The sequence below is a fragment of the Crossiella sp. NPDC003009 genome (assembly GCF_053591555.1).
The window spans coordinates 18,077-39,997 of record NZ_JBSFUA010000020.1; the positions used below are offsets into that span (position 1 = coordinate 18,077).

21 protein-coding genes are annotated in these 21,921 nt (G+C 71.8%); 11 read left to right on the top strand and 10 right to left on the bottom strand.

Translation table 11 applies throughout. The annotated features are described in order from the left end of the window. Nucleotides 1-127: 127 nt before the first annotated feature. Nucleotides 128-502, top strand: coding sequence for a hypothetical protein (locus ACWDY5_RS21605; RefSeq protein WP_449723960.1), 375 nt, complete (start codon nt 128-130; stop codon nt 500-502). 1 nt (nt 503) lies between these two features. On the opposite strand, the gene ACWDY5_RS21610 is transcribed toward ACWDY5_RS21605, so the two are convergent. Continuing rightward, a complete protein-coding gene (locus ACWDY5_RS21610) occupies nt 504-872 on the bottom strand; it encodes a VOC family protein (protein WP_449723961.1) in 369 nt (122 codons plus the stop codon). A gap of 74 nt (nt 873-946) precedes the next feature. Here ACWDY5_RS21610 and ACWDY5_RS21615 point away from each other — a divergent pair, with 74 nt between their 5' ends. Continuing rightward, on the top strand, nt 947-1,393 hold the full coding sequence (locus ACWDY5_RS21615; protein ID WP_449723962.1) for a MarR family winged helix-turn-helix transcriptional regulator: 447 nt from the start codon (nt 947-949) through the stop codon (nt 1,391-1,393). On the opposite strand, the gene ACWDY5_RS21620 is transcribed toward ACWDY5_RS21615, so the two are convergent. Both ACWDY5_RS21620 and ACWDY5_RS21625 read right to left on the bottom strand, forming a co-directional pair. Next, nucleotides 1,385-2,506 carry an oxygenase MpaB family protein gene (locus ACWDY5_RS21620; protein WP_449723963.1) on the bottom strand — a complete coding sequence of 374 codons (1,122 nt, stop codon included), beginning with the start codon at nt 2,504-2,506 and terminating at the stop codon, nt 1,385-1,387. The genes ACWDY5_RS21615 and ACWDY5_RS21620 overlap by 9 nt on opposite strands. Before the next feature lie 74 nt (nt 2,507-2,580). Further along, nucleotides 2,581-3,219: a GOLPH3/VPS74 family protein gene (locus ACWDY5_RS21625; RefSeq protein WP_449723964.1), complete on the bottom strand. Its 639-nt coding sequence runs from the start codon at nt 3,217-3,219 to the stop codon at nt 2,581-2,583. Nucleotides 3,220-3,279: 60 nt separating this feature from the next. Between ACWDY5_RS21625 and ACWDY5_RS21630 the strand changes: the two genes are divergently transcribed. The 4 genes from ACWDY5_RS21630 (at nt 3,280) to ACWDY5_RS21645 (ending at nt 6,761) form a co-directional block, all read left to right on the top strand. Next, on the top strand, nt 3,280-4,494 hold the full coding sequence (locus tag ACWDY5_RS21630) for a pentapeptide repeat-containing protein (RefSeq protein WP_449723965.1): 1,215 nt from the start codon (nt 3,280-3,282) through the stop codon (nt 4,492-4,494). 51 nt (nt 4,495-4,545) lie between these two features. Further along, nucleotides 4,546-5,025, top strand: a complete 480-nt coding sequence (locus ACWDY5_RS21635; protein ID WP_449723966.1) for an SRPBCC family protein — start codon at nt 4,546-4,548, stop codon at nt 5,023-5,025. 145 nt (nt 5,026-5,170) lie between these two features. Then, on the top strand, nt 5,171-5,464 hold the full coding sequence (locus ACWDY5_RS21640) for a hypothetical protein (protein WP_449723967.1): 294 nt from the start codon (nt 5,171-5,173) through the stop codon (nt 5,462-5,464). Between the two features lie 76 nt (nt 5,465-5,540). Continuing rightward, a complete protein-coding gene (locus ACWDY5_RS21645; protein ID WP_449724064.1) occupies nt 5,541-6,761 on the top strand; it encodes an MFS transporter in 1,221 nt (406 codons plus the stop codon). Here ACWDY5_RS21645 and paaN read toward each other — a convergent pair. The 4 genes from paaN to pdhA are packed head-to-tail and all read right to left on the bottom strand — an operon-like array spanning nt 6,712 to nt 11,813. Then, nucleotides 6,712-8,385 carry a phenylacetic acid degradation protein PaaN gene (paaN, locus tag ACWDY5_RS21650; protein ID WP_449723968.1) on the bottom strand — a complete coding sequence of 558 codons (1,674 nt, stop codon included), beginning with the start codon at nt 8,383-8,385 and terminating at the stop codon, nt 6,712-6,714. The two genes, ACWDY5_RS21645 and paaN, sit on opposite strands and share 50 nt — an antisense overlap. Before the next feature lie 23 nt (nt 8,386-8,408). Beyond that, entirely contained in the window at nt 8,409-9,704 is a 1,296-nt protein-coding gene (locus ACWDY5_RS21655; RefSeq protein ID WP_449723969.1) for a dihydrolipoamide acetyltransferase family protein, read from the bottom strand. Then, nucleotides 9,701-10,711, bottom strand: coding sequence for an alpha-ketoacid dehydrogenase subunit beta (locus ACWDY5_RS21660; protein ID WP_252480962.1), 1,011 nt, complete (start codon nt 10,709-10,711; stop codon nt 9,701-9,703). The genes ACWDY5_RS21655 and ACWDY5_RS21660 overlap by 4 nt, the downstream gene beginning before the upstream one ends. 1 nt (nt 10,712) lies before the next feature. Then, a complete protein-coding gene (gene pdhA / locus ACWDY5_RS21665; protein ID WP_449723970.1) occupies nt 10,713-11,813 on the bottom strand; it encodes a pyruvate dehydrogenase (acetyl-transferring) E1 component subunit alpha in 1,101 nt (366 codons plus the stop codon). A gap of 171 nt (nt 11,814-11,984) precedes the next feature. Between pdhA and ACWDY5_RS21670 the strand changes: the two genes are divergently transcribed. After that, nucleotides 11,985-12,440, top strand: coding sequence for an Lrp/AsnC family transcriptional regulator (locus tag ACWDY5_RS21670; protein ID WP_449724065.1), 456 nt, complete (start codon nt 11,985-11,987; stop codon nt 12,438-12,440). Nucleotides 12,441-12,613: 173 nt separating this feature from the next. Then, complete coding sequence (locus tag ACWDY5_RS21675) at nt 12,614-13,822, top strand: S8 family peptidase (RefSeq protein ID WP_449723971.1); 1,209 nt, start codon at nt 12,614-12,616, stop codon at nt 13,820-13,822. A gap of 71 nt (nt 13,823-13,893) precedes the next feature. On the opposite strand, the gene ACWDY5_RS21680 is transcribed toward ACWDY5_RS21675, so the two are convergent. Next, nucleotides 13,894-14,619: an SDR family NAD(P)-dependent oxidoreductase gene (locus ACWDY5_RS21680; protein WP_449723972.1), complete on the bottom strand. Its 726-nt coding sequence runs from the start codon at nt 14,617-14,619 to the stop codon at nt 13,894-13,896. 67 nt (nt 14,620-14,686) lie between these two features. On the opposite strand from ACWDY5_RS21680, the gene ACWDY5_RS21685 reads away from it, so the two are divergent. After that, nucleotides 14,687-15,226 (top strand): MarR family winged helix-turn-helix transcriptional regulator, encoded by a 540-nt coding sequence (locus tag ACWDY5_RS21685; RefSeq protein WP_449723973.1) that lies wholly within the window; start codon nt 14,687-14,689, stop codon nt 15,224-15,226. Here the strand turns inward: ACWDY5_RS21685 and ACWDY5_RS21690 are convergent. After that, nucleotides 15,211-15,726: a GNAT family N-acetyltransferase gene (locus tag ACWDY5_RS21690; RefSeq protein WP_449723974.1), complete on the bottom strand. Its 516-nt coding sequence runs from the start codon at nt 15,724-15,726 to the stop codon at nt 15,211-15,213. The two genes, ACWDY5_RS21685 and ACWDY5_RS21690, sit on opposite strands and share 16 nt — an antisense overlap. A 150-nt stretch (nt 15,727-15,876) precedes the next feature. Between ACWDY5_RS21690 and ACWDY5_RS21695 the strand changes: the two genes are divergently transcribed. Both ACWDY5_RS21695 and ACWDY5_RS21700 read left to right on the top strand, forming a co-directional pair. Next, entirely contained in the window at nt 15,877-16,503 is a 627-nt protein-coding gene (locus tag ACWDY5_RS21695) for a TetR/AcrR family transcriptional regulator (protein WP_449723975.1), read from the top strand. Further along, nucleotides 16,503-18,014: an FAD-dependent monooxygenase gene (locus tag ACWDY5_RS21700; protein ID WP_449723976.1), complete on the top strand. Its 1,512-nt coding sequence runs from the start codon at nt 16,503-16,505 to the stop codon at nt 18,012-18,014. Before ACWDY5_RS21695 ends, ACWDY5_RS21700 begins: the two co-directional genes overlap by 1 nt. A 17-nt stretch (nt 18,015-18,031) precedes the next feature. On the opposite strand, the gene ACWDY5_RS21705 is transcribed toward ACWDY5_RS21700, so the two are convergent. Beyond that, nucleotides 18,032-21,874 (bottom strand): nSTAND1 domain-containing NTPase, encoded by a 3,843-nt coding sequence (locus ACWDY5_RS21705; RefSeq protein ID WP_449723977.1) that lies wholly within the window; start codon nt 21,872-21,874, stop codon nt 18,032-18,034. Nucleotides 21,875-21,921 lie beyond the last annotated feature (47 nt).

Genomic DNA, 21,921 nt, shown 5'->3' on the forward strand with positions numbered 1-21,921 from the left:
TGCGCGTTCTCCGGGCTCTACATCGAGGGCGGGCGGTGGCGCGGGCTCCAGGTGGACGGCACACCACCGCAACCGGGTCAACGGCTACCTCCAGGTCGAGCACACCGGCCCGGACCGGCAGCGGTTTGTGCTCTCCGGCAACGTGATCGCCATCGACCCGGCGTTCCCGGCGAGCGAGATCACCGAGTACGCGCACATCGCGGGCGCGAACACCCAGTGGTCCCTGGACGGATCGGTGCCCAGGGCCAGCGTGCCGATCAGCAACAACGCGCCGGGCGGCACCGGCTCCAGGGTGCGGGTGGCGGAGTCGGAGATCACCGCGATCCGGACCGCGAACGCGTGGCAGCAACAGGGTTCTGGCACCGCCGCGCCCACCGGCGGCGGGTTCGCGCCCGGCGACGTGTGGGTCAACACGGCGGTCTCGGCGGCGAACCCGGTGCACTCCTGGGTGTGCGTCACCGGCGGCGCGAGCCCGGTGTGGCGGGAGCTGCGGCTGTCCTGAGTCAGGGCGCCGCGGTGAAGAACTCGTAGGCGTGGCCGTCGGGATCGCGCACGTAGACCCCTCGGCCGCCGCCAAGGGTGTTGGTGCGCCGGTCCCAGCCGTGTTCCGGGCCGGAGCCGTAGACCAGGCCCGGATCGGCGGCGAGCACGGTCAGCAGCGCGTCGAACCGGGCGTCGTCGACCAGGAACGCGTAGTGCCCGGCGGCCAGCGGCTGGTCGTCGGCGAAGTCCAGAGTCAGCTCGGCGTTGACCCGCAGTGCGGCGAACGGGCCCGCCGCAACGGGTTCGCCGCCGATGAGCCGGGCCAGGAAGCGGGCGCCGGCCCAGCGGTCGGCGGCCAGGATGATCAGGTGGTTGAGCGTGATGGTCACAAAGTCCTCCAGATGTATGCGTTTCGCACGCAATAAGGGTGCGTTTCGCACGCGTCTGTGTCAAGCTGCGCGGTATGGCGCTCTCTGACGGCGGTCCGGCGTTGTTCCGGCTGGTGCGGTTCTGGTCCCGGCGCTGGGCCGGGCTGGCCGCGGGCGAACAACGCCGGGTGCAGCACGTGCACACCCTGGAAGCCGTGCACAGCGCGGAGACCACCGGCGCGGAGCCGAGCGTCGGCGAGATCGCGCACCGGCTGGGCCTCGACCACTCCGGGGCCAGCCGGTTGGTCAGGGACGCCACCGCCGCCGGCTACCTGGAGCGAGTCGAGTCCGAAGTGGACAGACGTAGGACGGTGCCCAGGCTCACCGAGTCCGGCCGCGAGCTGCTGACTAGCGCGCTGGACTGGCAGCGGCAGGCCTTCGCCGAGCTCACCGCGGACTGGCCCGAGCCGGACCGGCGGCGGTTCGCGGAGTACCTGCGCCGACTGGCCGAGCAGGTGGACCGCCCGAGCCGGTCAGGCTGAGGCCCCTCGCTCCCCCAGCCACTTCTCACGCAGCTCCTCGGGAATCGTCAGCGCGGTGGACTGCCCGTCGGTCAGCTGCCGCACGTTCACCGAGAGCAGCAGCCGCGCGGCCCGGTCCAGCACCCGCCTGGCCAGCTCGCTCTCGTCCTCGGCCCGCTCCAGCCGCCGCATCACCCGCGCTCCCGCGCCCACCAGGCGTCCCCAGCCGCGCTGTTTGGGCACCCGCAGCCATTCGGCGACCTCGGGGTTCACCACCTGCCGGACCATCGCGGGCACCACGCCGTCAAAAGCCTTGCCCGGCATGAGTTTCCGGTACAGCGCCAGCAGGTTGGCGGTCAGCTCGGCGCCCTCCGCGGACGGCCCGTAGCTGGCCTCCACCAGGCTGGCGTTGAGCTGCTCCGCCTCGGCCAGGGTCTCCGGCATCGCCTCGGTGCGGATGCCGAGCAGGTGCCCGGCGACCCGCCACACGTGGTAGTAGTCCTCGGCTTCCTGCTCGGTGACCGAGATGCCGATCCGGCGCATACCGATGATCACCTGCACGGAGAAGATGAGCAGCGCGCCGAGCAGATCCTGTTGGCAGATCGGCACTCCGTCGCGTTCGTGGTCCCAGTGCGGCGAACGCGAGATGAAGTGGCGCACCGCGGCGTGGATCAGCCGGGTCTTCTGGATCACCGGCACGAACGAGCCGCCGCTGGTGAACGGGTGCGGGGCCATCATGCTCAGCACGAACTGCGCGGTCTCGGACAGCCTGCGGTGTGGCTGGTTGAGCCGGTGGGTCAGGGTGAGCACCTTGGACGGGCGCGGCTGGGCGTAGCAGTTGACCATGGCGCCGAAGGAGAGCACCGAGGCCACGTGCATGCCGTCGTCGAGGAAGAACTCCTGCGCGCGGGCGACCCTGGCCAGGTCGGTCCAGGGCGGCGGGTTGTCGGTGGCCACCAGGAACTCGCGCACCACCGGCGGCAGGTGTTCCGGGATCGGCTCGTCGTTGGCCCGCAGCTCGGCCAGCAGCGAGTTGACCCGGCCGATCTCGCCCCCGGCCACCAGCGCGGCGATCACCGCATCGGCCGGCGGATCGCCCTGGTACTTGAGTTCCTCGACAAACCGCTGGTCCATGCCCTGGATCGTCACCCGGTCCGGCCCGTCGGCGCTGCCGCCATTCGAGCGCTACCCGCCCACCGGTCGAGTGATCAGATGTTCGGGATGATGCTCTCCGGCACGCCCTGCACACCCTGCTGGAGCACCTCGGCCGCCACCGGGTACCGCTCGGCCACCTCGCCCGCGATCCGCTTGGCGGTCTTGCTGCGCCCGGCCACCAGCTGCACCAGCCCCGCCGCGGACAGCAGCGAGATCAGCACTTCGTCCTGCTCCGCCACCTCCTCGGCGCCGAAGAGCGCGGCCTTGAGGTCGGCGTGGATCTTCTCCCGCCGCGCGGTGTCCTTGACCTGCCAGGTCGTGCTGGTGAAGAACAGCCTGCGCCGCTCGGTGTGCTCGGTGACCGCCCCCTCGGCGACCAGCCGCCCCATCACCCGGTCCCGCTGCCCGATGGACAGCTTCCCCATGGCCTCCTTGAGCACCGAACCCTGGTTCTCCTCCAGCGTCGCCAGCGCCTCGTCCAGGGCCGCCACCCCGGTCTCGGAGTTGTCGGTGACGAACAGCCGGAAGTCGTCGCCGAAGAGCTCCAGGCGCTCCAGCTGCGCCAGCTCGATCAACAGGGCGACCGCGAACAGGCCATCGGCCGAGCGCTTGGTGGCGAACTGACCCTGTTCGTTGAGCAGGAGCAGGGCGAAGTCGTCGACCAGCGCGGAAGGGGCGTCGTTCGTGTGCACGCCCGCATCCTAGGCGCTCGGGTATACGGGCAGGTCGTGGTGCCCGGCGATAATGGCTGGATGGAGCGGAACACGGCCTACCGGGTGCTGTCCACGCGGGCGATCCTGCTGTGCGCGATCGCGTTGACCGTGATCGCGGCCGGCGCGGCGGCAGGCCTGCTGCTCGCCTTCGGCGGCGGTGGCGAAGGCGACCGGGTCCGGCTGGAGGCGATCAAGACCGCGGGCGCCATCGTGATCGGCACCGGCGGGGCCGCCGCGCTGTGGCTGGCCGCGCGCAGGCAGCGCACGACCGAGATCGCGATGCGGCACCAGGAGCGGGTGGCCGAGGCGACCGAGGCGGATGCGGCCGAGCGGCGGGTCACCGAGCTCTACACCAAGGCGGTGGAACAGCTCGGGTCGGAGAAGGCCGCGGTGCGGCTTGGCGGGATGTACGCGCTGGAGCGGCTGGCGCAGAACACGCCCAGCCAGCGACAGACCATCGTCAACGTGCTGTGCGCCTACCTGCGAATGCCCTACTCGCCGCCCGAGGAGGGCAGCGAGCAGGAACAGTGGGAGCCCCGCGAACAGGAGCGGCAGGTCCGGCTGACCGCCCAGCGCGTCCTGGCCGCGCACCTCCAGCCAGGCGAGGCGTTCTGGCCGGACATCGACCTCGACCTCACCGCGGCCACACTCGTCGACTTCACACTGACTGACTGCCGAGTGCGTACCGCACGGTTCGACCGGGCGGACTTCACCGGTGCCGCCAGCTTCACCGGGACCGAGTTCGCCAGGGACGTCACGTTCAGCCAGGCGATCTTCCGCGATCTGGCCGGGTTCAGCGGGATGGTGGTCGGCCGAACGGCCGGGTTCGGCCGGGCGACCTTCAGCGAGGACGCCGTCTTCGGCAAGGTGTGGTTCCACGGAGAGGCCAGGTTCGGCCGGGCGGAGTTCGGCGGGGCGGCCAGGTTCAGCGAGGCGCGGTTCGGCGGAGAGGCCGACTTCAGCAGCGCCAGATTCGCCGGGTACGCCTGGTTCGACGTGACGAAGTTCGTCAAGGTCGCCCGGTTCAACCGGGTCGAGTTCGGCCGTGACGCCCAGTTCAACCGGGCGAGCTTCGGCGACGTGGCCAGGTTCGACGGGAGCACCTTCGCGGGAAAGGCCACGTTCACCGAGGCGCGCGTGCGGCTGGACGTACCGGCGGACACGACTCGGTCCTGGCCCGCCGGCCATGCCGTGCAGGCCTCGGCGGACGGGTGGGGGCTGCTGGTCACGGAACCGGCGCGGCCCACGGGGTGAGCACGCGGCAGCACGGCCTGACTGTCAGTGCCCGCCGCTACGGTCGAGATCATGACCGAGGAAACAACGCAGGTTTCGGTGTCCCGGCGGATCGCCGCCCCGGCAGCCGACATCTTCCGCGTCCTGGCTGAGCCACGACGGCACGTGGACCTGGACGCCTCCCGCATGCTCCGCGAGAGCCTGTTCGAGGGGGCGATCACGGGCGCCGGGCAGGTCTTCACCATGAAGATGCACTTCAAGCAGCTCGGCGACTACGAGATGGACAACCACGTGGTGGCCTTCGAGCCGGACCGGCGCATCGGCTGGGCTCCGGTCGCCGGTCGCGGCCACCCGGAGCAGGGCAGCTCGTGGGGCCACCGGTGGATCTTCGAGCTGAGCCCAGACGGTCCGGATGCCACCGTGGTGACCGAGATCTTCGACCTCACCGGCATGCCAGAGCACCGCCGCGCCGAGGTCGGCCAGGGCGAGGTCTGGCTGCCTGGTATGACCAAGACCCTGGAGCGCCTCGACGCCTTGTGCACCGGCGGCTGATCACTCCACCAGAACGCGCGGCATGACATTCTTACGATCATTCAGTGAGTTTTTCGACTGCCATTCCCTGACACCCGGCTTCGCCGCCGCCACACCGGTTCAGCCGCCCATTGGAGAGGCCACCGCGGGCACCTACCAGCTCCGAATGGTCAAGTCCGAGGGACTGACCGCCCAGTTCCAGGTCACCTTCAGCAAGGCCAACCGGCTGGTCGTCGCGGACGGGCAACTCCAGGTCGGGGACAGTGCCGACCGGGTGGTCGACGCCGTTGGGCCGCGGCTGGCCACGCCGGGTCGGGCGGTGGGCGGCGCGCTGCTCGGTGGGCCGGTCGGGGCCAGGCTCGGCATCGGGACCAGAATCGCGGCGGCCGCGGCGTTCTCAGTCGGGGTGCTCGCGTACTGGCTGCACCGCTCCCAGCGGAAGTTCCCGCTTGAGGGCTGACAACCGGCCGTTGTTGCCTCGGGACGGCCGGTTGTTTGCCCCGGCCCACCGGGGTCGCTTTGATCCCGGGGTGCGACTGGGGCGGGAGTTCGGGTGGTTGTGGGCTTCGTACACGGTCAGCGCGGTCGGCAGCCGGTTGGCCTTCAACGCCTTTCCGCTGGTCGCGATGCTCGTGTTGCAGGCGAGCACGGCGGAGGTGTCCGTGCTGGCGGCGGCGGGGCTGGCCGTGGGGGCGGTGGTGGCGATTCCGCTGGGGCCGTGGGTGGAGTTCCGGCGCAAGCGGCCGGTGATGATGGGGATGGACCTGCTGCGGTGCGTGGCGCTGCTGAGCGTGCCGGTGGCGTATGCGCTGGGGTGGCTGGGTTTCGCGCAACTGCTGGTGGTGTCGGTGGTGGTCGCGGCGGCCGAGATCGCGTACCGGGCGGCCAGTGGGGCCTGGCTGAAGTCCTTGCTGCGGAAGGAGGACCTGGTCCTGGCCAGTGGGCGGCTGGAGGCGACCTCGTGGACCGCCACCGCGCTGGGGCCGCCGCTGGGTGGGGCGGCGATCGGGGTCTTTGGGCCGATGATGGTGCTGCTGGCCGACGCGGTGAGCTATCTGCTCTCCGCGCTGGGCATCCGGGCCGCCGGTGGGCGGGAGCAGCCGCCGGAGCGGGTGGGCGCGCCGAGGGCTGGTGAGGTGCTCGACGGGTGGCGGCACATCTGGCGGCATCCGGGGCTGCGGTCGTTGCTGGGCAACACGGTGCTGGTCAACGGGCTGATCATGGCGACGGCGCCGCTGATGCTGGTGCTCATGGTGCGGGAGCTGGGGTTCTCGCTGTGGGCCTACGGGCTGGCGTTCTCCGTGCCCTGTCTCGGCGGACTGCTCGGCGCGCGGCTCGCGCCCCGGCTGGTGGCGCGGTTCGGGCAGGAGCGCGTGCTGTGGGTGGCCGGGGTGTTGCGGGTGTGCTGGCCGGTGTGGCTGGTGTTCGTGACGCCGGGCGTGATCGGGTTTCTGCTGGTGCTGGTGGTGCAGTTCGGGCTGGTGGGCTGCATGGGCGTGTTCAACCCGGTGCTGGTGGCCTACCGGCTCGCCGAGATCCCCACCGGGCTGGTGGCGCGCGTGCTGACCGCGTGGACGATCTCCAGCAACGCCACGGTGGCGGCGCTCACCGCGGCCTGGGGTGTGCTGGCCGGGTTCGCCGGGGCGCGGACCGCGGTCGGGGTCGCCGGGCTGGTGATCCTGGCGACCCCGATCCTGCTGCGGAAGGTCAGGCCGGCGCGTGCCGCCGGGACTGCACGATGTGGAAGCGGCCGGTGACGTAGGCCGGGTCGGTCAGCGCGGCGGTGGCGGCCGGGTTGGCCCCGGTGCCGTGGAAGTCGCTGAAGGCCGCGCTCTGGTTGACGAACACGCCGCCGGTCAGGTTCTCCGACAGGTGCACGCCGGCATCGAGGGCCGCCGCGCGGGCCGCGTCGATCACCGCCGCGTCGGTGGAGTAGACCGAGGCGGTCAGCGCGCCCTTGGCCCGCACCGAGGAGCGGAAGATCTCCAGCGCGTGCTCGGTGGAGTCGGTGCTGATCACGAAGGAGATCGGGCCGAACCACTCCTTGGTGTAAGTCTCCTCGTCCTTGGCGTCCAGGCGCACCACCAGCGGGGTGCGGATGGTCGCGCCCGGGTAGGCGGGGTCCTCGACCGGGGTGGAGGCGTGCGCGACCGCGCCCAGGTTCTCCGCCTCGGCCAGGCGCTGCTTGACGCCCTCGTTGACGATGGCGCCCAGGGTGCCCGCGGCGCGGGCCGGGTCGCCGAGCAGCTTGTCCAGCGCGGCGCCCAGGTCGGCGGCGAAGTCCTCGGGGCTGCGGGTGCCGTCCTCGGTGCGCACTCCCCCACCCGGCAGCAGGATGTTCTGCGGGGTGGTGCACATCTGTCCACTGTAGAGGGACAGGGAGAAGGACAGGTTGCGCAGCAAGCCCTTGTAGTCGTCGGTGGAGTCGACCACGACGGTGTTCAGGCCGGCCTTCTCGGTGTAGACCACGGCCTGGCGGGCGTTGCCCTCCAGCCAGTCGCCGAACTCGGTGGAGCCGGTGAAGTCCACGATCCGCACGTCGGGGTGGGTGGCCAGCTCGGCCGCGATCGGCTGGCCGGGGGCCTCCACCGCCAGGGTCACCAGGTTCGGGTCGAACCCGGCCTCGGTGAGCACCTCGCGGGCGATGGTCACGGTCAGCGCCAGCGGCAGCACCGCGCCGGGGTGCGGCTTGACGATCACCGGGTTGCCGGTGACCAGGCTGGCGAACAGGCCGGGGTAGGTGTTCCAGGTGGGGAAGGTGTTGCAGGCGATGACCAGCGACACCCCGCGCGGCACCACGGTGAAGGTCTTGTCCATCACCAGCGGGTCGCCCTTGCGCTGCGGCTTGGCCCAGCGGGCGCTGCGCGGCTGCCTGGCCTGCTCGGCGTAGGCGTAGGCGATGGCCTCCAGCGCGCGGTCCTGGGCGTGCGGGCCACCGGCCTGGAAGGCCATCACGAAGGCCTGGCCGGTGGTGTGCTGCACGGCGTGCGCGAACTCGAAGCTGCGCGCGTTGATCCGGTGCAGGACCTCCATGGCCACCCCGGCGCGCAGGGCCGGTCCGGCGTCCCGCCACGCGGTGATCCCGGCCTTGGCCGCGGCGATCAGCTCGGCGGGCTCGCTGCGCGGGTAGCGGATGCCCAGCTCCAGCCCGAACGGCGAGGTCTCGGTGCCCACGTGGTCGATGACGCCTGGCTGGTCGAGGGGGTAGTCCTTGCCCAGCAGCGCCTGGAACGCGGCCTCACCCGCGGGCGCGGCCTCCTCGCCGTAGACCGACTTGCTGGGGGTCTCCGGGAACGGCGACCAGTACTCGCGGGCGTCGATCGCGGTGACCGCGTGGTCGAGCTGCTCGGCGTGCTTGGCGTGGAAGTCCTGCGCGGACATGCCCTCTCCTCGGAATTGGCTGATCACAGTCTGGCGAGCAGGCCCAGTGGGTTCTCCACCGCGTCGGCGACAAAACGGAGGAAGCCACCGGCCACTCCACCGTCGCACACCCGGTGGTCGAAGGTGAAGGACAACTGGGTGATCTTTCGGACGGCCAGCTGGCCGTCCACCGCCCACGGCCGGTCGATGATCCGGCCGACGCCCAGCATGGCGGCCTCGGGGTGGTTGATGATCGGGGTGGAGCCGTCCACGCCGAACACCCCGTAGTTGTTCAAGGTGAAGGTGCCGCCGGTGAGGTCGGCGGGCTCCAGCGCGCCGTCGCGGGCGCGTTCGGTGAGCGCGGCGATGGCCGCGGCCAGCTCGGCGGTGCTGAGCTGATCGGCGTTGCGCACCACCGGAACCACCAGGCCGCGGTCGGTCTGGGCGGCGAAGCCGAGGTTGACGTGCGGCCAGCGCAGGATCTCCCTGGCTTGACCGTCCACAGAGGAGTTGAGCTCCGGGAACCGCTTCAACCCGGCCACGCAGATCCGGCCGAACAGGGCCAGCAGGCTGATCTTCTGCTCCGGACAGGCCGCCTGCACCGCCTGCTTGGCCGCCAGCAGCGCGGTGGCGTCGGCGTCGACCCAGGTGGTGGCGTCGGGGATCTCGGCGCGGCTGCGGGAGAGCTTGTCCGCCACCGCCCGGCGCACTCCGCGCAGCGGGATCCGTTCCGGCCCACCGGCATCCGGCAGCGGCACGGCGGTGCTGGCGGCCGCGGCGATGGCGGCCTCCACGTCCTTGCGCAGCACGATCCCGGCCGGTCCGCTGGGGGTGATGGTGGCCAGGTCGATGTCGTGCTGTTTGGCCAGCCCGCGCACCAGGGGGTTGATCACCCGGGGCGCGAGCTGGGGCTCGCGGGCCGGCACGGCGGCGACCACCGAGGGGGCGGGCTGGCGACGGCGGCGACGGCGGGAACCGTTGTCCTCCTTGGTGCCGTAGCCGATGAGCACGTTGCCCGAGCCCGCGGCGGCCTTGCCGTTCTCCGCCGCCGGGGCCTTCGCACCCGCGCGTTCCTCGGTCCGGTAGGTCTCGTGCGCGCCCTCGGCCGCGACCGTGATCAGCGGTTTGCCGACCTCCAGCACCGCGCCGGCCTCGCCGTGCAGGGTGAGGACCTTGCCCGCGAACGGGATCGGCACCTCCACCGCGGCCTTGGCGGTCTCCACCTCGACCACGACCTGGTCCACGGTCACCGTGTCGCCGACTGCGACCCGCCAGCTGACCACCTCCGCCTCGGTCAGCCCTTCACCGAGGTCCGGCAGGCGAAATACCTGCTCGCTCACGCGACCACCTCGGCCACGTAGCGCAGGTCCGGGGTGTCGTCGCGCTGCAACCGGTCCAGGGTGTCCAGGATGCGGTCCACGCCGGGCAGGTGCGCGTGTTCCAGCATCGGCGGCGGGTACGGGATGTCGAAGCCGCTGACCCGCAGCACCGGCGCGTGCAGCGAGTGGAAGCAGCGTTCCTGCACCCTGGCCGCGATCTCCGCGCCGACCCCGGCGAAGCCCTGGGCCTCCTGCACCACCACGCAGCGGCCGGTGCGGCGGACCGAGGCGGCCACCGTCTCGTCGTCGAAGGGCACGATGCTGCGCAGGTCGACGACCTCCACGTCCCAGCCCTCCTCCTTCGCCGCCTCGGCGGCCTGCATGGCCACCGGGGTGGACGGGCCGTAGGCGATGAGCGTGACGTCCTTGCCCTGCCTGCGGATCGCGGCCCTGCCGAAGGGCTCGCCCCTGGTGAGCTCCACGTCGGCCTTGGCCCAGTACAGCTTCTTGGGCTCCAGGAAGACCACCGGGTCGGGGTCGTCGATGGCCTCGCGCAGCAGCGAGTAGGCGTCGGCGACGGTGGCCGGGGTGACCACCTTCAGGCCGGGGGTGTGCGCGTAGTAGGCCTCGCTGGAGTCGCAGTGGTGCTCCACCCCGCCGATGCCGCCTGCGTAGGGCACCCGGATGACCATGGGCAGGGACAGCGCGCCGCGGGTGCGGTTGCGCAGTTTGGCCACGTGCGAGGCGATCTGCTCGAAGGCGGGGTAGGCGAAGGCGTCGAACTGCATCTCCACCACGGGTTTCATCCCGCCCATGGCCATGCCCACGGCCAGGCCGACGATCCCGGCCTCTGCCAGGGGGGTGTCGAAGCAGCGGTCCTCGCCGAGGTCGCGGGTGATGCCGTCGGTGATCCGGAAGACGCCGCCGAGCGCGCCGACGTCCTCGCCGAAGACCACCACCCGCTCGTCTTCTTTGATCGCGTCCCGCAACGCCTGGTTCAGCGCCTGGGCCATGGACAGGTTCGGCATCTCAGCGCTCCTCGGCGTCGAGCTCGGCGCGCAGCAGGTCGCGCTGCTCGCGGAGCTGGCTGGTGGGTTCGGCGAAGACGTGCTCGAACAGGTCCATGGGCGCCACGGCCGGTTCGGCGTTCATCCGGGTGCGCAGGTCGGCGGCCTTGGCCTCGGCCTCGGCTGTCCAGTTCTGGATGTCCTCTTCGGACAGTGCGCCGATGCCGCGGAGATGTTTTTCCAGCCGGGCCATGGGATCGCGGCCCAGCCAGCGCTGGACCTCCTCGTCCTCCCGGTACCGGGTGGCGTCGTCGGCGTTGGTGTGCGCCTCCATCCGGTAGGTGTGCGCCTCGATCAGGAAGGGGCCGTTGCCGTTCCTGGCGTGCTCGACCGCGGTCTGCAGCACGGCGAGCATGGCCACCGGGTCGTTGCCGTCGACCTGTTCGGAGCGCACGCCGTAGCCGATGCCCTTGTAGGACAGGGCGGGCGCGGCGCTCTGCTTGGCCAGCGGCACCGAGATGGCGTAGCCGTTGCTCTGCACCAGGAACACCACCGGCGCGTTGAACACCGCGGCGAAGTTGAGGGCTTCGTGGAAGTCGCCCTCGCTGGTGGCGCCGTCGCCGATGAAGGCGAGCACCACGGTGTCCCGGCCCTGCCGCTTCTCCGCGAAGGCCAGCCCGGTGGCGTGCAGGGTCTGGGTGGCCAGCGGGGTGCACTGGGGGGCGGTGCGGGTGGCCTTGGGGTCGTAGCCGCAGTGCCAGTCCCCGCGCAGCAGGGTGAGCACCTCGACCGGGTCCAGGCCGCGGGCGACCAGGGCCATGGACTCGCGGTAGGTGGGGAAGACCCAGTCGGTCTCGCGCAGGGCGAGCACCGCGCCGATCTGGCAGGCCTCCTGGCCACGGCTGGAGGGGTAGACGGCGAGGCGGCCCTGTTTGGTCAGGGCGGTGGCCTGGGTGTCGAACCGGCGGCCGATGATCATGCGCCGGTATGCCTCGCGGAGCAGTGCCACGGGCGGTTCGGGGTAGCCGCTCTGGTACTCGGCTGGACTGCCGTCCTCGGCGAGGAACCGGACCGGGGTCACGGAGGGCAGCAGCGCGTCAGGGCGCGCGGGAGCTTCGGTCACGGCGAACCTCCTGGTCGGACGTCCCTGTCTGACAGGCGTCCTCAAATGGTTGCCCCGACCGGGTGGCTGGCTCAAGATGTGGCGAAAACGGCAGACGAACTGCTCACCTGAAACGTGAAAGGCGGCAATGTGTCCACCGACAGCAGCACCGTTGGCGCACCCGGCGGACAGATGGCCACCGCTCTGGACGAGGTGGACCGCTCGATCCTGCGGCTGCTGGCCAGGGACGGCCGGATCTCGATCAGGACCCTCGCTGAGCGACTGCACATCTCGCGCACCAACGCCTACGCCCGGATCGACCGCCTGGTGGCCGACAAGGTGATCACCGGCTTCGGCGCGAAGATCGATCCGGCGCGGGCCGGGCTGGGCACCACCGCGATGGTGGTGGTGACCATCGAGCAGGCCTCATGGCGCGAGGTGTCCGAGCAGTTGCGCTCGATTCAGTACGTGGAACACCTGACCTTGGTCGGTGGCGACTTCGACGTGCTCGTGCTAGTGCGCGCCCCCGACAACCAGGCCCTCAGGGAGATCGTCCTGGAAAGGATTCAAGAGGTGCTCGGGGTCCGCTCCACCCGTACCTGGCTGGTGTTCGACGAGGTCACCGGCACACACCCGGGGCTAAGTTGACTCAATTGTGACTAAAAATGTGAACTGTGATGTAACGCGACCTACTTTCGTTGCCTTGCTTACTCCGTTCGGGTCAATCAAGCTAGTTCTAGTGGCTGCGAGTAGTCGCCCCCTGAACAGCAGCCACAACTCCGTGTGGTGAGGGCTACACGGCGGAGTGAACGGAGTAATCGATGGCACGAAACCGACGCAGGGCCGTCGTGGGCGCCGGGCTGATTGCCGGCACCTCCCTGCTCGCCCTGGTCGCTTCGGCGCTGCCCGGCCTCGCCGCGCCTGCCGAAGGTCAGATCCTCAACGCGGGAACCGCCAACGCCGTCTCCGGCAGCTACATCGTCACGCTGAAGGACAACACGGTTGGCGCGCAGGACCTGGCCTCCCGGTTCGGTGGCAAGGTCACCGCGACGTATGACAAGACCCTCAACGGCTTCGCCGTCTCGCTGAGCGAGCAGCAGGCCAAGCGGCTGGCCGCGGACCCGCGGGTGGCCACGGTGGAGCAGGACGGCAAGGTCAGCCTGGCCGGGGAGCAGCTGAACCCGGAGTGGGGCCTGGACCGGCTCGACCAGCAGGCGCTGCCGCTGGACAAGAAGTACCGCTACGCCAACGAGGGCGCGGGCGTGACCGCCTACATCCTCGACACCGGCGTGCGCCTGACCCACCAGGAGTTCGGTGGCCGCGCCAAGAGCGGCTACGACTTCATCGACAACGACGCGGACGCCAGCGACTGCCAGGGGCACGGCACGCACGTGGCCGGCACCGTGGGCGGCAGCAAGTACGGCGTGGCGAAGAAGGCCGACCTGGTGGCCGTGCGCGTGCTCAACTGCCAGGGCAGCGGTCAGTGGTCGCAGATCATCGCGGGCATCGACTGGGTCGCCAAGAACGCCAAGAAGCCCGCTGTGGCGAACATGAGCCTCGGCGGCACCGGCAGCAACGCGGCCATGGAGAACGCGGTCAAGAAGGCGATCACCGCCGGTGTGACCTTCGCGATCGCCGGTGGCAACTCCGGCGCCGACGCCTGCAGCTTCACCCCGGCCCGCGTGCCGGAGGCGATCACCGTGGGCGCCACCCAGCAGAACGACGCCCGCGCGGTGTGGAACGGCCAGTCGGTCGCGTCGAACTGGGGCCGGTGCCTGGACATCTGGGCGCCCGGCACCGCGACCGTGTCCGCGATCCACACCAACGACACCGGCACCTCCACCAAGAGCGGCACCAGCATGGCCACCCCGCACGTCGCGGGCGCGGTCGCGCTGTACCTCTCCGGCAACCAGCAGGCGACCCCGCAGCAGGTGCGGGACGCCCTGGTGAACAACGCGGTGAGCGACAAGCTGACCGACATCAAGACCGGTTCGCCGAACAAGCTGCTCAACATCAGCTTCATCAAGTAGGGCACAGCACTGGCTGAAGGCCGGGCGCGCCGCGAGTTCAGCGGCGCGCCCGGCCTTTGTCGTGCTCCGGCTCAGCGGGTGGTGAACGCGCCGCCGTTGACGTGCAGCGTCTGCCCGGTGATGTGCCGCGCCCCGGCCGAGGCGAGGAAGTACGTGGTCTCGGCGATATCGCTGGGGTGGCCGGCGCGCCGGTTGTGGGTCGCCTTGACCAGCTCGGCGATCCGCTGCTCGCTGAGGTTGCCCTTGAAGAACTCGGTCTCGGCGATGTAGCCGGGCGCGACCAGGTTGGCGGTCAGCCCCTTGGGGCCGACCTCGGCGGAGAGCCCGGCGTTCCACGCGTGCAGGGCCGCTTTCGCCGCGCCGTAGGAGAATCCGGCGTACTCCGCGGCGATGGAACCGACATTGACGATGGTCCCGCCGGGGCGGAGCTTGTCCAGCACGGCGGTGGTGGTGAGCACCGCGCTGAGCAGGTTGGCCTCCAGGTTCGCCCGCCAGCCCGCCGCGACCCGCTCCAGCGGGGACAGCGCCGGGCCGGACTCGTCGAAGTCGGTGTTGCCGCCGGCCATGTTGACCAGCACGTCCAGCTCCGGCCCCAGCTCCTCGGCCAGCCGGGCCACCTGAGCCGGATCCGTTGCGTCGCAGGCGATCGGCCGGGCGTCGATCTCGGCGGCCGTCCTGGCCAGGCGGTCGGCGTCCCGGCCGGTGATGACCACGGTGTCGCCGTCGGCGCGGAACCGGGCGGCCACCGCCTTGCCAAGCCCAGTGCTAGCGCCGGTGACCAGCACGATTCGGGTCATGTCACATCCCCCTCTGCTATATTTAGCTCTAAACGTTTAGCGCTGAACGTAGCAAGGGACGGTGCACGTGTCCAACGAGACCGAGGGCTACCCGCTGGGCTCGAACTCCCGGTGGCCCGCGGCCGACATCGCCGCGGCCTGGCAACGCGAGCTGCCGGGGGTGCGCACCGAGTCCATCGAGATCATCACGCCGGTCTGGCGGATCGCCAAGATCCTGGCCGACGACCGGCGGCGGACCCTGGCCGCGCTCGGCATCGATCCGTCCACTTTGGACCTGCTCAGCGTGATCCGGCGGGCCGGACCGCCGTATGAGCTGACCACCAAGGAGATCACCCGCCGGACGCTGATCACCGCGGGCGCGGTCTCCCAGCGGGTGGCCCGCGCCGAGCAGGCCGGTCTGGTGGCCAGGTCGCCGTCCGCCGCCTCGCACCGCGCGGTCGCGGTTCGGCTCACCAAGGCCGGGCACGAGCTGGTGGAAACCACGGTGCGCCAACTGCTTGAGCACGAGGCGGAGCTGATCGGCGCGCTCAGCGGCGCCGAGCGCGCGACGCTGACCGGCATCCTCGCCCGGCTGGAGCAGACCCTCGCGGATCAGTCCGAGGTGTGACGCCAGACCTCCAGGAACGCGACCTCGCCACCGCGTTCCAGGCGTTCGGGTTCGCCCTCCACGAGCTGGTACCCGGCGGCGCGGGCGACGCCCTGGCTGGGCGCGTTGTCGGTACGGATGCGCAGGCGCAGCTCCGGCAGGCCAAGGGTGTGGTGGCCGAACTCGGTGAGCAGCCGGGTGGTGCGCACGGCCAGGCCCTGGCCGCGGTGCGCGCGGCCGATGACGTACCCGGCCTCGGCGCGGGCCGGGGCCAGGAAGGCCAGGCCGAGCGGGGTCTCGCCGTCGGTGGTGATGGCCAGGTGCAGGCGGTTGTCCTCGGCGCGGGTGCGGCGGATCATCGCCAGGTACGCCACCGGGTCGAAGGGGAACGGCACCGGGGTGTTCCGCGCGACCTCGGGGCTGTCCAGCACCTCGATCATGGCCTGGTGGTCGGTGTCCTCCCACTCGCGCAGGACCAGGCCGTGGCCGGTCAGTCGCAGGGGCGGGGCCAGCTGGTCCACGGGCGCTCCTTCACAGATCGCGGGTCGGGTGGCCGCGGTGCCGACGCTACGGGAGAGCGGGAACGGCCCGCGAGCGAGTTCCGACCCGCGCAGTGATCTTGCCGTGATGGCAAGTTTGCCTTTTAGGCAAGTTTTGCTAGCGTGGCCGTCATGGACGACCTGGGGTTGCGGGAGCGGAAGAAGCGGCAGACCCGGCTCGCGCTGAGCCAGGCCGCGATCCGGCTGACCGTGGCACGAGGCTGGGAGTCGGTGACCATCGAGGACATCGCCGCGGCGGCGGAGGTCTCGGTGCGCACCTTCCGCAACTACTTCGGCGGCAAGGCCGAGGCGGTCGCGGCCAGCCAGCTGGACCGCGGCCTGCGGATCGCGGCCGAGCTACGCGAGCGACCGGCCGCGGAACCGCTGTGGACCGCGCTGACCGCGGTGGTGCGCGCGCAGTACGCCACCCCGCCGGTGGCCGGGCCGGAGCCGGCGCGGGACGAGCGCTGGCTGACCGGGTTGCGCGCGGTGCTGGCGGTGCCCGCGGTGCAGGCCGAGGTGCAGCGGGCGAACCTGCTGGCCCAGGAAGAGCTGGCCGCGGCGATCGCCGAACGGGCCGGGCTCGGGCCGGATGAGGTGTACCCGCGACTGGTCGCGGCCGTGGTCGGCGCGGGCAGCTCGGTGGCGGTGGCCCAGTGGCTGCGCGCCGACCCGCTCGGCTCGGTGGTCCCGGTGCTGGACGAGGTGTTCGACCACATCCGGGCCGGGTTGCCCGTGCCTGCCAAGGGGGATGCGTGATGACGGTGGACGTGGTGATCGCGGGCGGCGGTCCGAACGGGCTGATGCTGGCCGCCGAGCTGGGCCTGGCCGGGATCCGGCCGGTGGTGCTGGAGAGCCTGCCCGAACCCAGCCAGGAGCCCAAGGCCAACGGACTGCTCGGCCAGGTGGTCCGGCTGGTGGACCACCGGGGGCTGCACGAGCCGCTCACCGGCAGCCCGGAACCGCCGCGCCCCAACAACGGCTACTTCATGTTCGCCGCCCTGCCCCTCGACCTCAGCGGCCTGTCCCCCAGCCCGGTCCACAACCTGCCCGCACCGCAGCAGAAGATCGCCGGCGCGCTGACCGACCGGGCGGCGGAGCTGGGCGCGGACATCCGCTGGGGACACCGGGTCACCGGCCTGACCCAGGACGAGGACAGCGTCACCGTCGAGGTCGACGGACCACAGGGCGGCTACCAGCTCACCGCCCGCTACCTGGTCGGGGCCGACGGCGCGCACAGCGTCACCCGCAAGCTGCTCGGTATCGGCTTCCCCGGCCTCGCGCAGGACCGCGCCACCAGCAGGACGGCCCACGCCGAGGTGCCCGCGGACTGGGTCGACCCGGCCACCGGCGTCCTGCACGTGCCCGGATTTGGTGTGGTGCGGCCATTCCTGCCGGTGCGCACCGAACACGGCGGCTTCTCCTACGCACCACTGCCCGGCCAGCCCCCGATCGTCAGCACCGCCGAATGGGACCAGCCGCCTGCCGAGGTACCGATGACCCTGGCCGAGCTTCAAGCCAGCGCCCGCCGCGTGCTCGGCGCGGACCTGCCGCTGCGCCCGGCCCCCGGCGGTACCCTGCTGCGCAGGCTGCCCGGCAGCCACACCCGCGTCGCCGACCGGTACCGGCAGGGCAGGGTGTTCCTGGTCGGCGACGCCGCGCACGTCTTCGCCGCGGGCGGCCAGGGCCTCAACATCGGCCTGACCGACGCGGTGAACCTGGGCTGGAAGCTCGCCGCCGCACTGCGCGGCCAGGCCCCGCCCGGCCTGCTGGACAGCTACGAGTCCGAACGCCGCCCGGCAGCGGTGCGGGTGAGCCTGCTGTCCCAGGCCCAGTCCGCGCTGCTGGCCCCCGGCGCGGAGGTCACCGCACTGCGCGAGCTGTTCGGCGAGCTGCTCGGCCACCAGAGCACCGTGCGCCACCTGGCCGGGCTGATCGCGGGCTCCGACATCCGTTACGACACCGGCGACTCCCACCCGCTCTCCGGCCACTTCGTCCCCGAGCTGGACCTCGACGGCCCCCGCCTGGCCGAACTGGCCAGGACCGGACGGCCACTGCTGCTGAACCTCACCGGCGACGAGGACCCGGCGCTCATTCCACAGTGGACAGACCGGGTGGACGTCATCACCGCCCGCTGCCCGAACGCACCGGCCGCTGTGCTGATCCGCCCGGACGGCTACGTCGCCTGGGCCGCTGAGGAGCTGGATCCCGTTGCCCGCCAAGCACTCCGCACCGCCCTCACCCGCTGGATCGGCAAGGCTGGCCGGTGACCACCACCAGCGCCGCGTCAACAGGTGTTCTGCCGGGGCACCCCCGGCAGGTGCCGCTGCCACTGCTCCTCCGTCAGCTGGCCCGTCGCCGAGCAGATCCGCTCCACCGCCTGCCCGATGTCCAGGTTCAGCACCCTGGCGGTGTTCGTGCCGTCGCTGACGATCAGGCTGCGGCCGTCCGGCCGGAAGTGCAGGCCGACGCCCACGTTGTGCACGGTGCCGATCGGGCCGCCGATGGGGCTGGGGCGGGCCGGGTCGCCGACCCGCCACAGGCGGATCGAGCGGTCGCTGCTGGCTGAGGCCAGGGTGGCGCCGTCGGCGGAGAAGGCCAGGCCGGTGACCGGTTTGGTGTGGCCGGCCAGGGTGCCGAGGGGTTGCGGGTGCGCCGGGTCGGCGACCTGCCAGAGGGTGATCGTCTCGGCCCGGTGGGGCACGGCGAGGGTGCGGCCGTCGGGGCTGAAGGCCAGCCGGTCGACCTGGCCGGGGGCGGTGAACCTGCCGCGCAGCACCGGGTTCCTCGGGTCGGTGACGTCCCACAGGCGGACGGTCTTGTCGTAGCTGGCGGTGGCCAGCAGCCGGCCGTCCGGCCGGTAGGTCAGGGCGCTGACCTCGGCGGTGTGGCCGGTAAGCGCGCCCATCGGCCGGGGCTCGCGCGGGTTGCTGATGTCCCACAGCCTGCTGGCCAGCTCGTTGTCGTTGACCGCGAGGGTGCGGCCGTCCGGGCTCAGCGCGAGCGGGACGGTGAACCGGGTGTCCACGCTGAACTTGCTCAGCAGCACCGGTTTCTCCGCATCGCGCACGTCGAACAGCCGCACCAGCGAGGTGTTGCTGAGCACCGCGAGCAGGGTGCCGTCCGCGCTGAGCCGGGTCTGCGTCGAGCACTCGGTGCACACCCTCGGCTCGTTGATCACGGGCAGCTCGTGCAGCAGCCGGACCGGGGCGCCGTCCACCGCGGACCACAGGATGATCTTCTGGTCCTTGCCGCCGGTGACGGTGAGCCGGCCGTCCGCGCTGACGGTGACCGAGTCGATCCGGTCGTGGTGGCCCAGCAGCAGCGCCGAGGGCAGGTTCCACAACCGCACCACGCCGTCGGCCGAACCGGTGGCCAGCGTGCGGCCGTCCGGGCTGAACCCGACCCCGTACAGCCCGCTGCCGCTGCCGGACAGCGGCGGGCCCAGCTTGGTCACCGCGGCCCCGTTGACCGTGTTCCACAGCTGCGCCACCCCGTCCGCGCCGACCGTGGCCAGGATCGAGCCGTCCTGGTTGAAGGTCAGCTTCCACACCGGGCCGACGTGCCCGGTGAGCTGGCGGCCCAGCGGGCTGCCGTCCTCGGCCCGCCACATCCGCACGGTGGCGTCCCGGCTGCTCGCGGCGACGGTCTTGCCGTCGGGGCTGAACACCACCGCGTAGACGCTCTCGGTGGCGCCGCTGAGGTCGCGCAGCGGCCGGAACCCGGTGCCGGTGACCTGCCACAGCCGCACCAGGCCGTCGTCACCGGCGGTGGCCAGGGTCTTGCCGTCCGGGCTGAACGCCAGCGCCCACACCTCGCCGATGGACCCGGCCAGGTCGCGGCCCAGCGACACCGGCCTGGCCAGGTCGCTGAGATCCCACAGCCGCAGCGCGCGGTTGGCGTGCGCCACCGCCAGCCGCTGGGTGCCCGGCTGGAAGGCGATCAGGTTGATCTGGTTGTCCTCGCTGGTCAGCTCGGTCGGCAACGGCTTGGGCTTGGCGGGATCGGTGATGTCCCACAGGAAGATCCGGCCCTGTTTGCCCGCCGCGACCAGCAGCGTGTCGGAGCGGCCGAAGGTGACCGTGCTCAGCCAGCCGCCGCCGGGGCGCAGCGGTTCGCCGAGGGGCTTGGCGTTGGCCGGATCGCGCACGTCCCACAGCCGGACGCTGCCGTCGTCGCCGGTGCTGGCCAGCAGCTTCCGGTTGGCGGAGAAGTCGGTCTGGTAGACCTCGTTGGTGTGGCCGGGCAGCAGGTCGGCCAGTGGCGCGCCCCTGGTGCTGAGCAGCCGGGTGTGCACGGTCTCATCGGCCGGGCGCATCCGGTGCGCGGCCAGGGTGAGCTGGGCGGAGAGCGTCGGATCGCTTTCGGCCAGCCGGTCGGCCTCGGCCAGCACCTGCCGGAAGGTCGCGTCGTCGCGCTGCTGCTCGGCGGTGGCCTGCTGGTCCAGCGCCAGCAGCGCGGTGGCCGAGGCCAGCAGCGCGAACACCACCACCGCGGCCACCAGCTGCCGCAGCCGCCTGGTCCGCCGCCGATGCCCGGCCGCCTCGTCCTCGCGCGCCTGTTCGGCGGCACGCAGGAAGTCCCGTTCCCGTGCCGACATCGACTCGGCGTTGTGCACCGCCCAGGCGCTGGCCTCGGCCAGCCTGACCCCTCGGTAGAGCGCGGCCGGGTCGCGGTCCAGGGACTCCCAGGTGTCGGTGGCCTCGGTGAGCAGCCGGTGCACGCGCAGGCCCTCGCGGTCGGCGGCCAGCCACTCGTGCAGCCGGGGCCAGCAGCGGATCAGCGCCTCGTGGCTGATCTCCAGGCCGTCCTGGTCCGCGGTGACCAGCCTGGCCCTGACCAGGCGGTCGACCACGTGCGCGGTGTCCGGGTGCTCATCCAGCTCCCGGTGGTAGACCCGGCGCTTGGTGTCCTCGGTGCCCTCGCCGAGCGCGGTCAGCCGCAGGAACAGGTGCCGGGCCACGGTCTGCTGGGCGGCGTCGAACTCGGCGTAGGTGCCCTCGGCGGTGCGCGCGATGGCGTGCGCGATGCCACCCGCGGCCTGGTAGCCGGTCGAGGTCAGCGTGGTGCCCTTGCGCCGCCGCCAGGTCTCCAGCAGGGCGTGCGAGACCAGCGGCAGCACACCCGGCTCACCCGCCGTCTCCGCCATCACGGTGGCCACCAGCGCGTTCTCCAGCCGGTAGCCGCGGTCCAGGGCGGGCCGGGTGATCGCCTCGCGCAGCTGCTCGGTGGTCATCGGCCCGAGCAGCACCTGCCCGTCCTGCATGGCGGCGACCAGGTCGGCGTGTGCGGCGCAGTGGGTGTAGAAGTCGGTGCGCACGCCGAGCACCACCCGGGTCCGGCTGGTCGGCGCGGCGGTGGCGCAGAGCAGCATGGCCAGGAAGCGTTCGCGTTCGGCCGGGTCGGCGCAGAGGGTGAAGACCTCCTCGAACTGGTCCACCACCAGCAGCAGCTCGGCGTCCGGCCGGTCGGCGAGGGCTTGGCGGACCCGCAGGTGCAGGTGCTCTGGGCCCTCGGCGAGCTCCGCGCCCAGCACCGCGGCGGACTCGCCGGTGAGCGCGGCCAGCTGCACCGCGCACTCCTCCACCGGCTGCCTGCCGGGGGTCATCAGCAGCACCGGCGGCGGGTGCTCCGCCTTGCGCACGGTGGCGATCAGCCCGGCCCGCAGCAGCGAGGACTTGCCCGCCCCCGAGGCGCCGAACACGGCGAGGAACCGCCGCTGGGCCAGGCGGCCGATCAGCTCCGCCACGGTGTCGGCGCGGCCGAAGAACCGGTCCGCGTCATCGGTCTGGAAGGCGGCCAGCCCGACGTAGGGCGCGTCGGACTCCTGGACCGCGGGCTTGTTTTGCGGGCTGGACGGCTGGGCGAGCTCGGCGGCGACGAAGTGCCAGCGGGTCTCCCATTCACCGGTGTCACCGGAGCAGGCCCGGACAAAGGCGAGGGTGGCCGCCAGGCTCGGCAGGCGCTTGCCACCGGCGGCATCGGCCAGGGTGGTCGCCGAGTAGTGCGAGCGCCTGGCCAGTTCCCGGTAGGTCGGGCCGCCCGCGGCCGCGCGCAGTGCTCGAAGATCACGGGCGAAGCTGGTCAGGGCGTCATCGCCCGGCCCCAGCGGTTGTTCGGTGCGTGGCATCCCAGTCCCCAGCGTGCAGCGGGGTTGTCCGGATCATGTTGTACGAC

What these genes read in the sequence shown, in the direction of transcription:
- ACWDY5_RS21615 (WP_449723962.1), top strand. Translation starts at nt 947, where the DNA reads ATGGCGCTCTCTGACGGCGGTCCGGCGTTGTTCCGGCTGGTGCGGTTC.
- ACWDY5_RS21620 (WP_449723963.1), bottom strand. Translation starts at nt 2,506, where the DNA reads ATGGACCAGCGGTTTGTCGAGGAACTCAAGTACCAGGGCGATCCGCCG.
- ACWDY5_RS21630 (WP_449723965.1), top strand. Translation starts at nt 3,280, where the DNA reads ATGGAGCGGAACACGGCCTACCGGGTGCTGTCCACGCGGGCGATCCTG.
- ACWDY5_RS21635 (WP_449723966.1), top strand. Translation starts at nt 4,546, where the DNA reads ATGACCGAGGAAACAACGCAGGTTTCGGTGTCCCGGCGGATCGCCGCC.
- ACWDY5_RS21640 (WP_449723967.1), top strand. Translation starts at nt 5,171, where the DNA reads ATGGTCAAGTCCGAGGGACTGACCGCCCAGTTCCAGGTCACCTTCAGC.
- paaN (WP_449723968.1), bottom strand. Translation starts at nt 8,385, where the DNA reads ATGTCCGCGCAGGACTTCCACGCCAAGCACGCCGAGCAGCTCGACCAC.
- ACWDY5_RS21660 (WP_252480962.1), bottom strand. Translation starts at nt 10,711, where the DNA reads ATGCCGAACCTGTCCATGGCCCAGGCGCTGAACCAGGCGTTGCGGGAC.
- ACWDY5_RS21670 (WP_449724065.1), top strand. Translation starts at nt 11,985, where the DNA reads ATGGCCACCGCTCTGGACGAGGTGGACCGCTCGATCCTGCGGCTGCTG.
- ACWDY5_RS21675 (WP_449723971.1), top strand. Translation starts at nt 12,614, where the DNA reads ATGGCACGAAACCGACGCAGGGCCGTCGTGGGCGCCGGGCTGATTGCC.
- ACWDY5_RS21680 (WP_449723972.1), bottom strand. Translation starts at nt 14,619, where the DNA reads ATGACCCGAATCGTGCTGGTCACCGGCGCTAGCACTGGGCTTGGCAAG.
- ACWDY5_RS21695 (WP_449723975.1), top strand. Translation starts at nt 15,877, where the DNA reads ATGGACGACCTGGGGTTGCGGGAGCGGAAGAAGCGGCAGACCCGGCTC.
- ACWDY5_RS21700 (WP_449723976.1), top strand. Translation starts at nt 16,503, where the DNA reads ATGACGGTGGACGTGGTGATCGCGGGCGGCGGTCCGAACGGGCTGATG.
- ACWDY5_RS21705 (WP_449723977.1), bottom strand. Translation starts at nt 21,874, where the DNA reads ATGCCACGCACCGAACAACCGCTGGGGCCGGGCGATGACGCCCTGACC.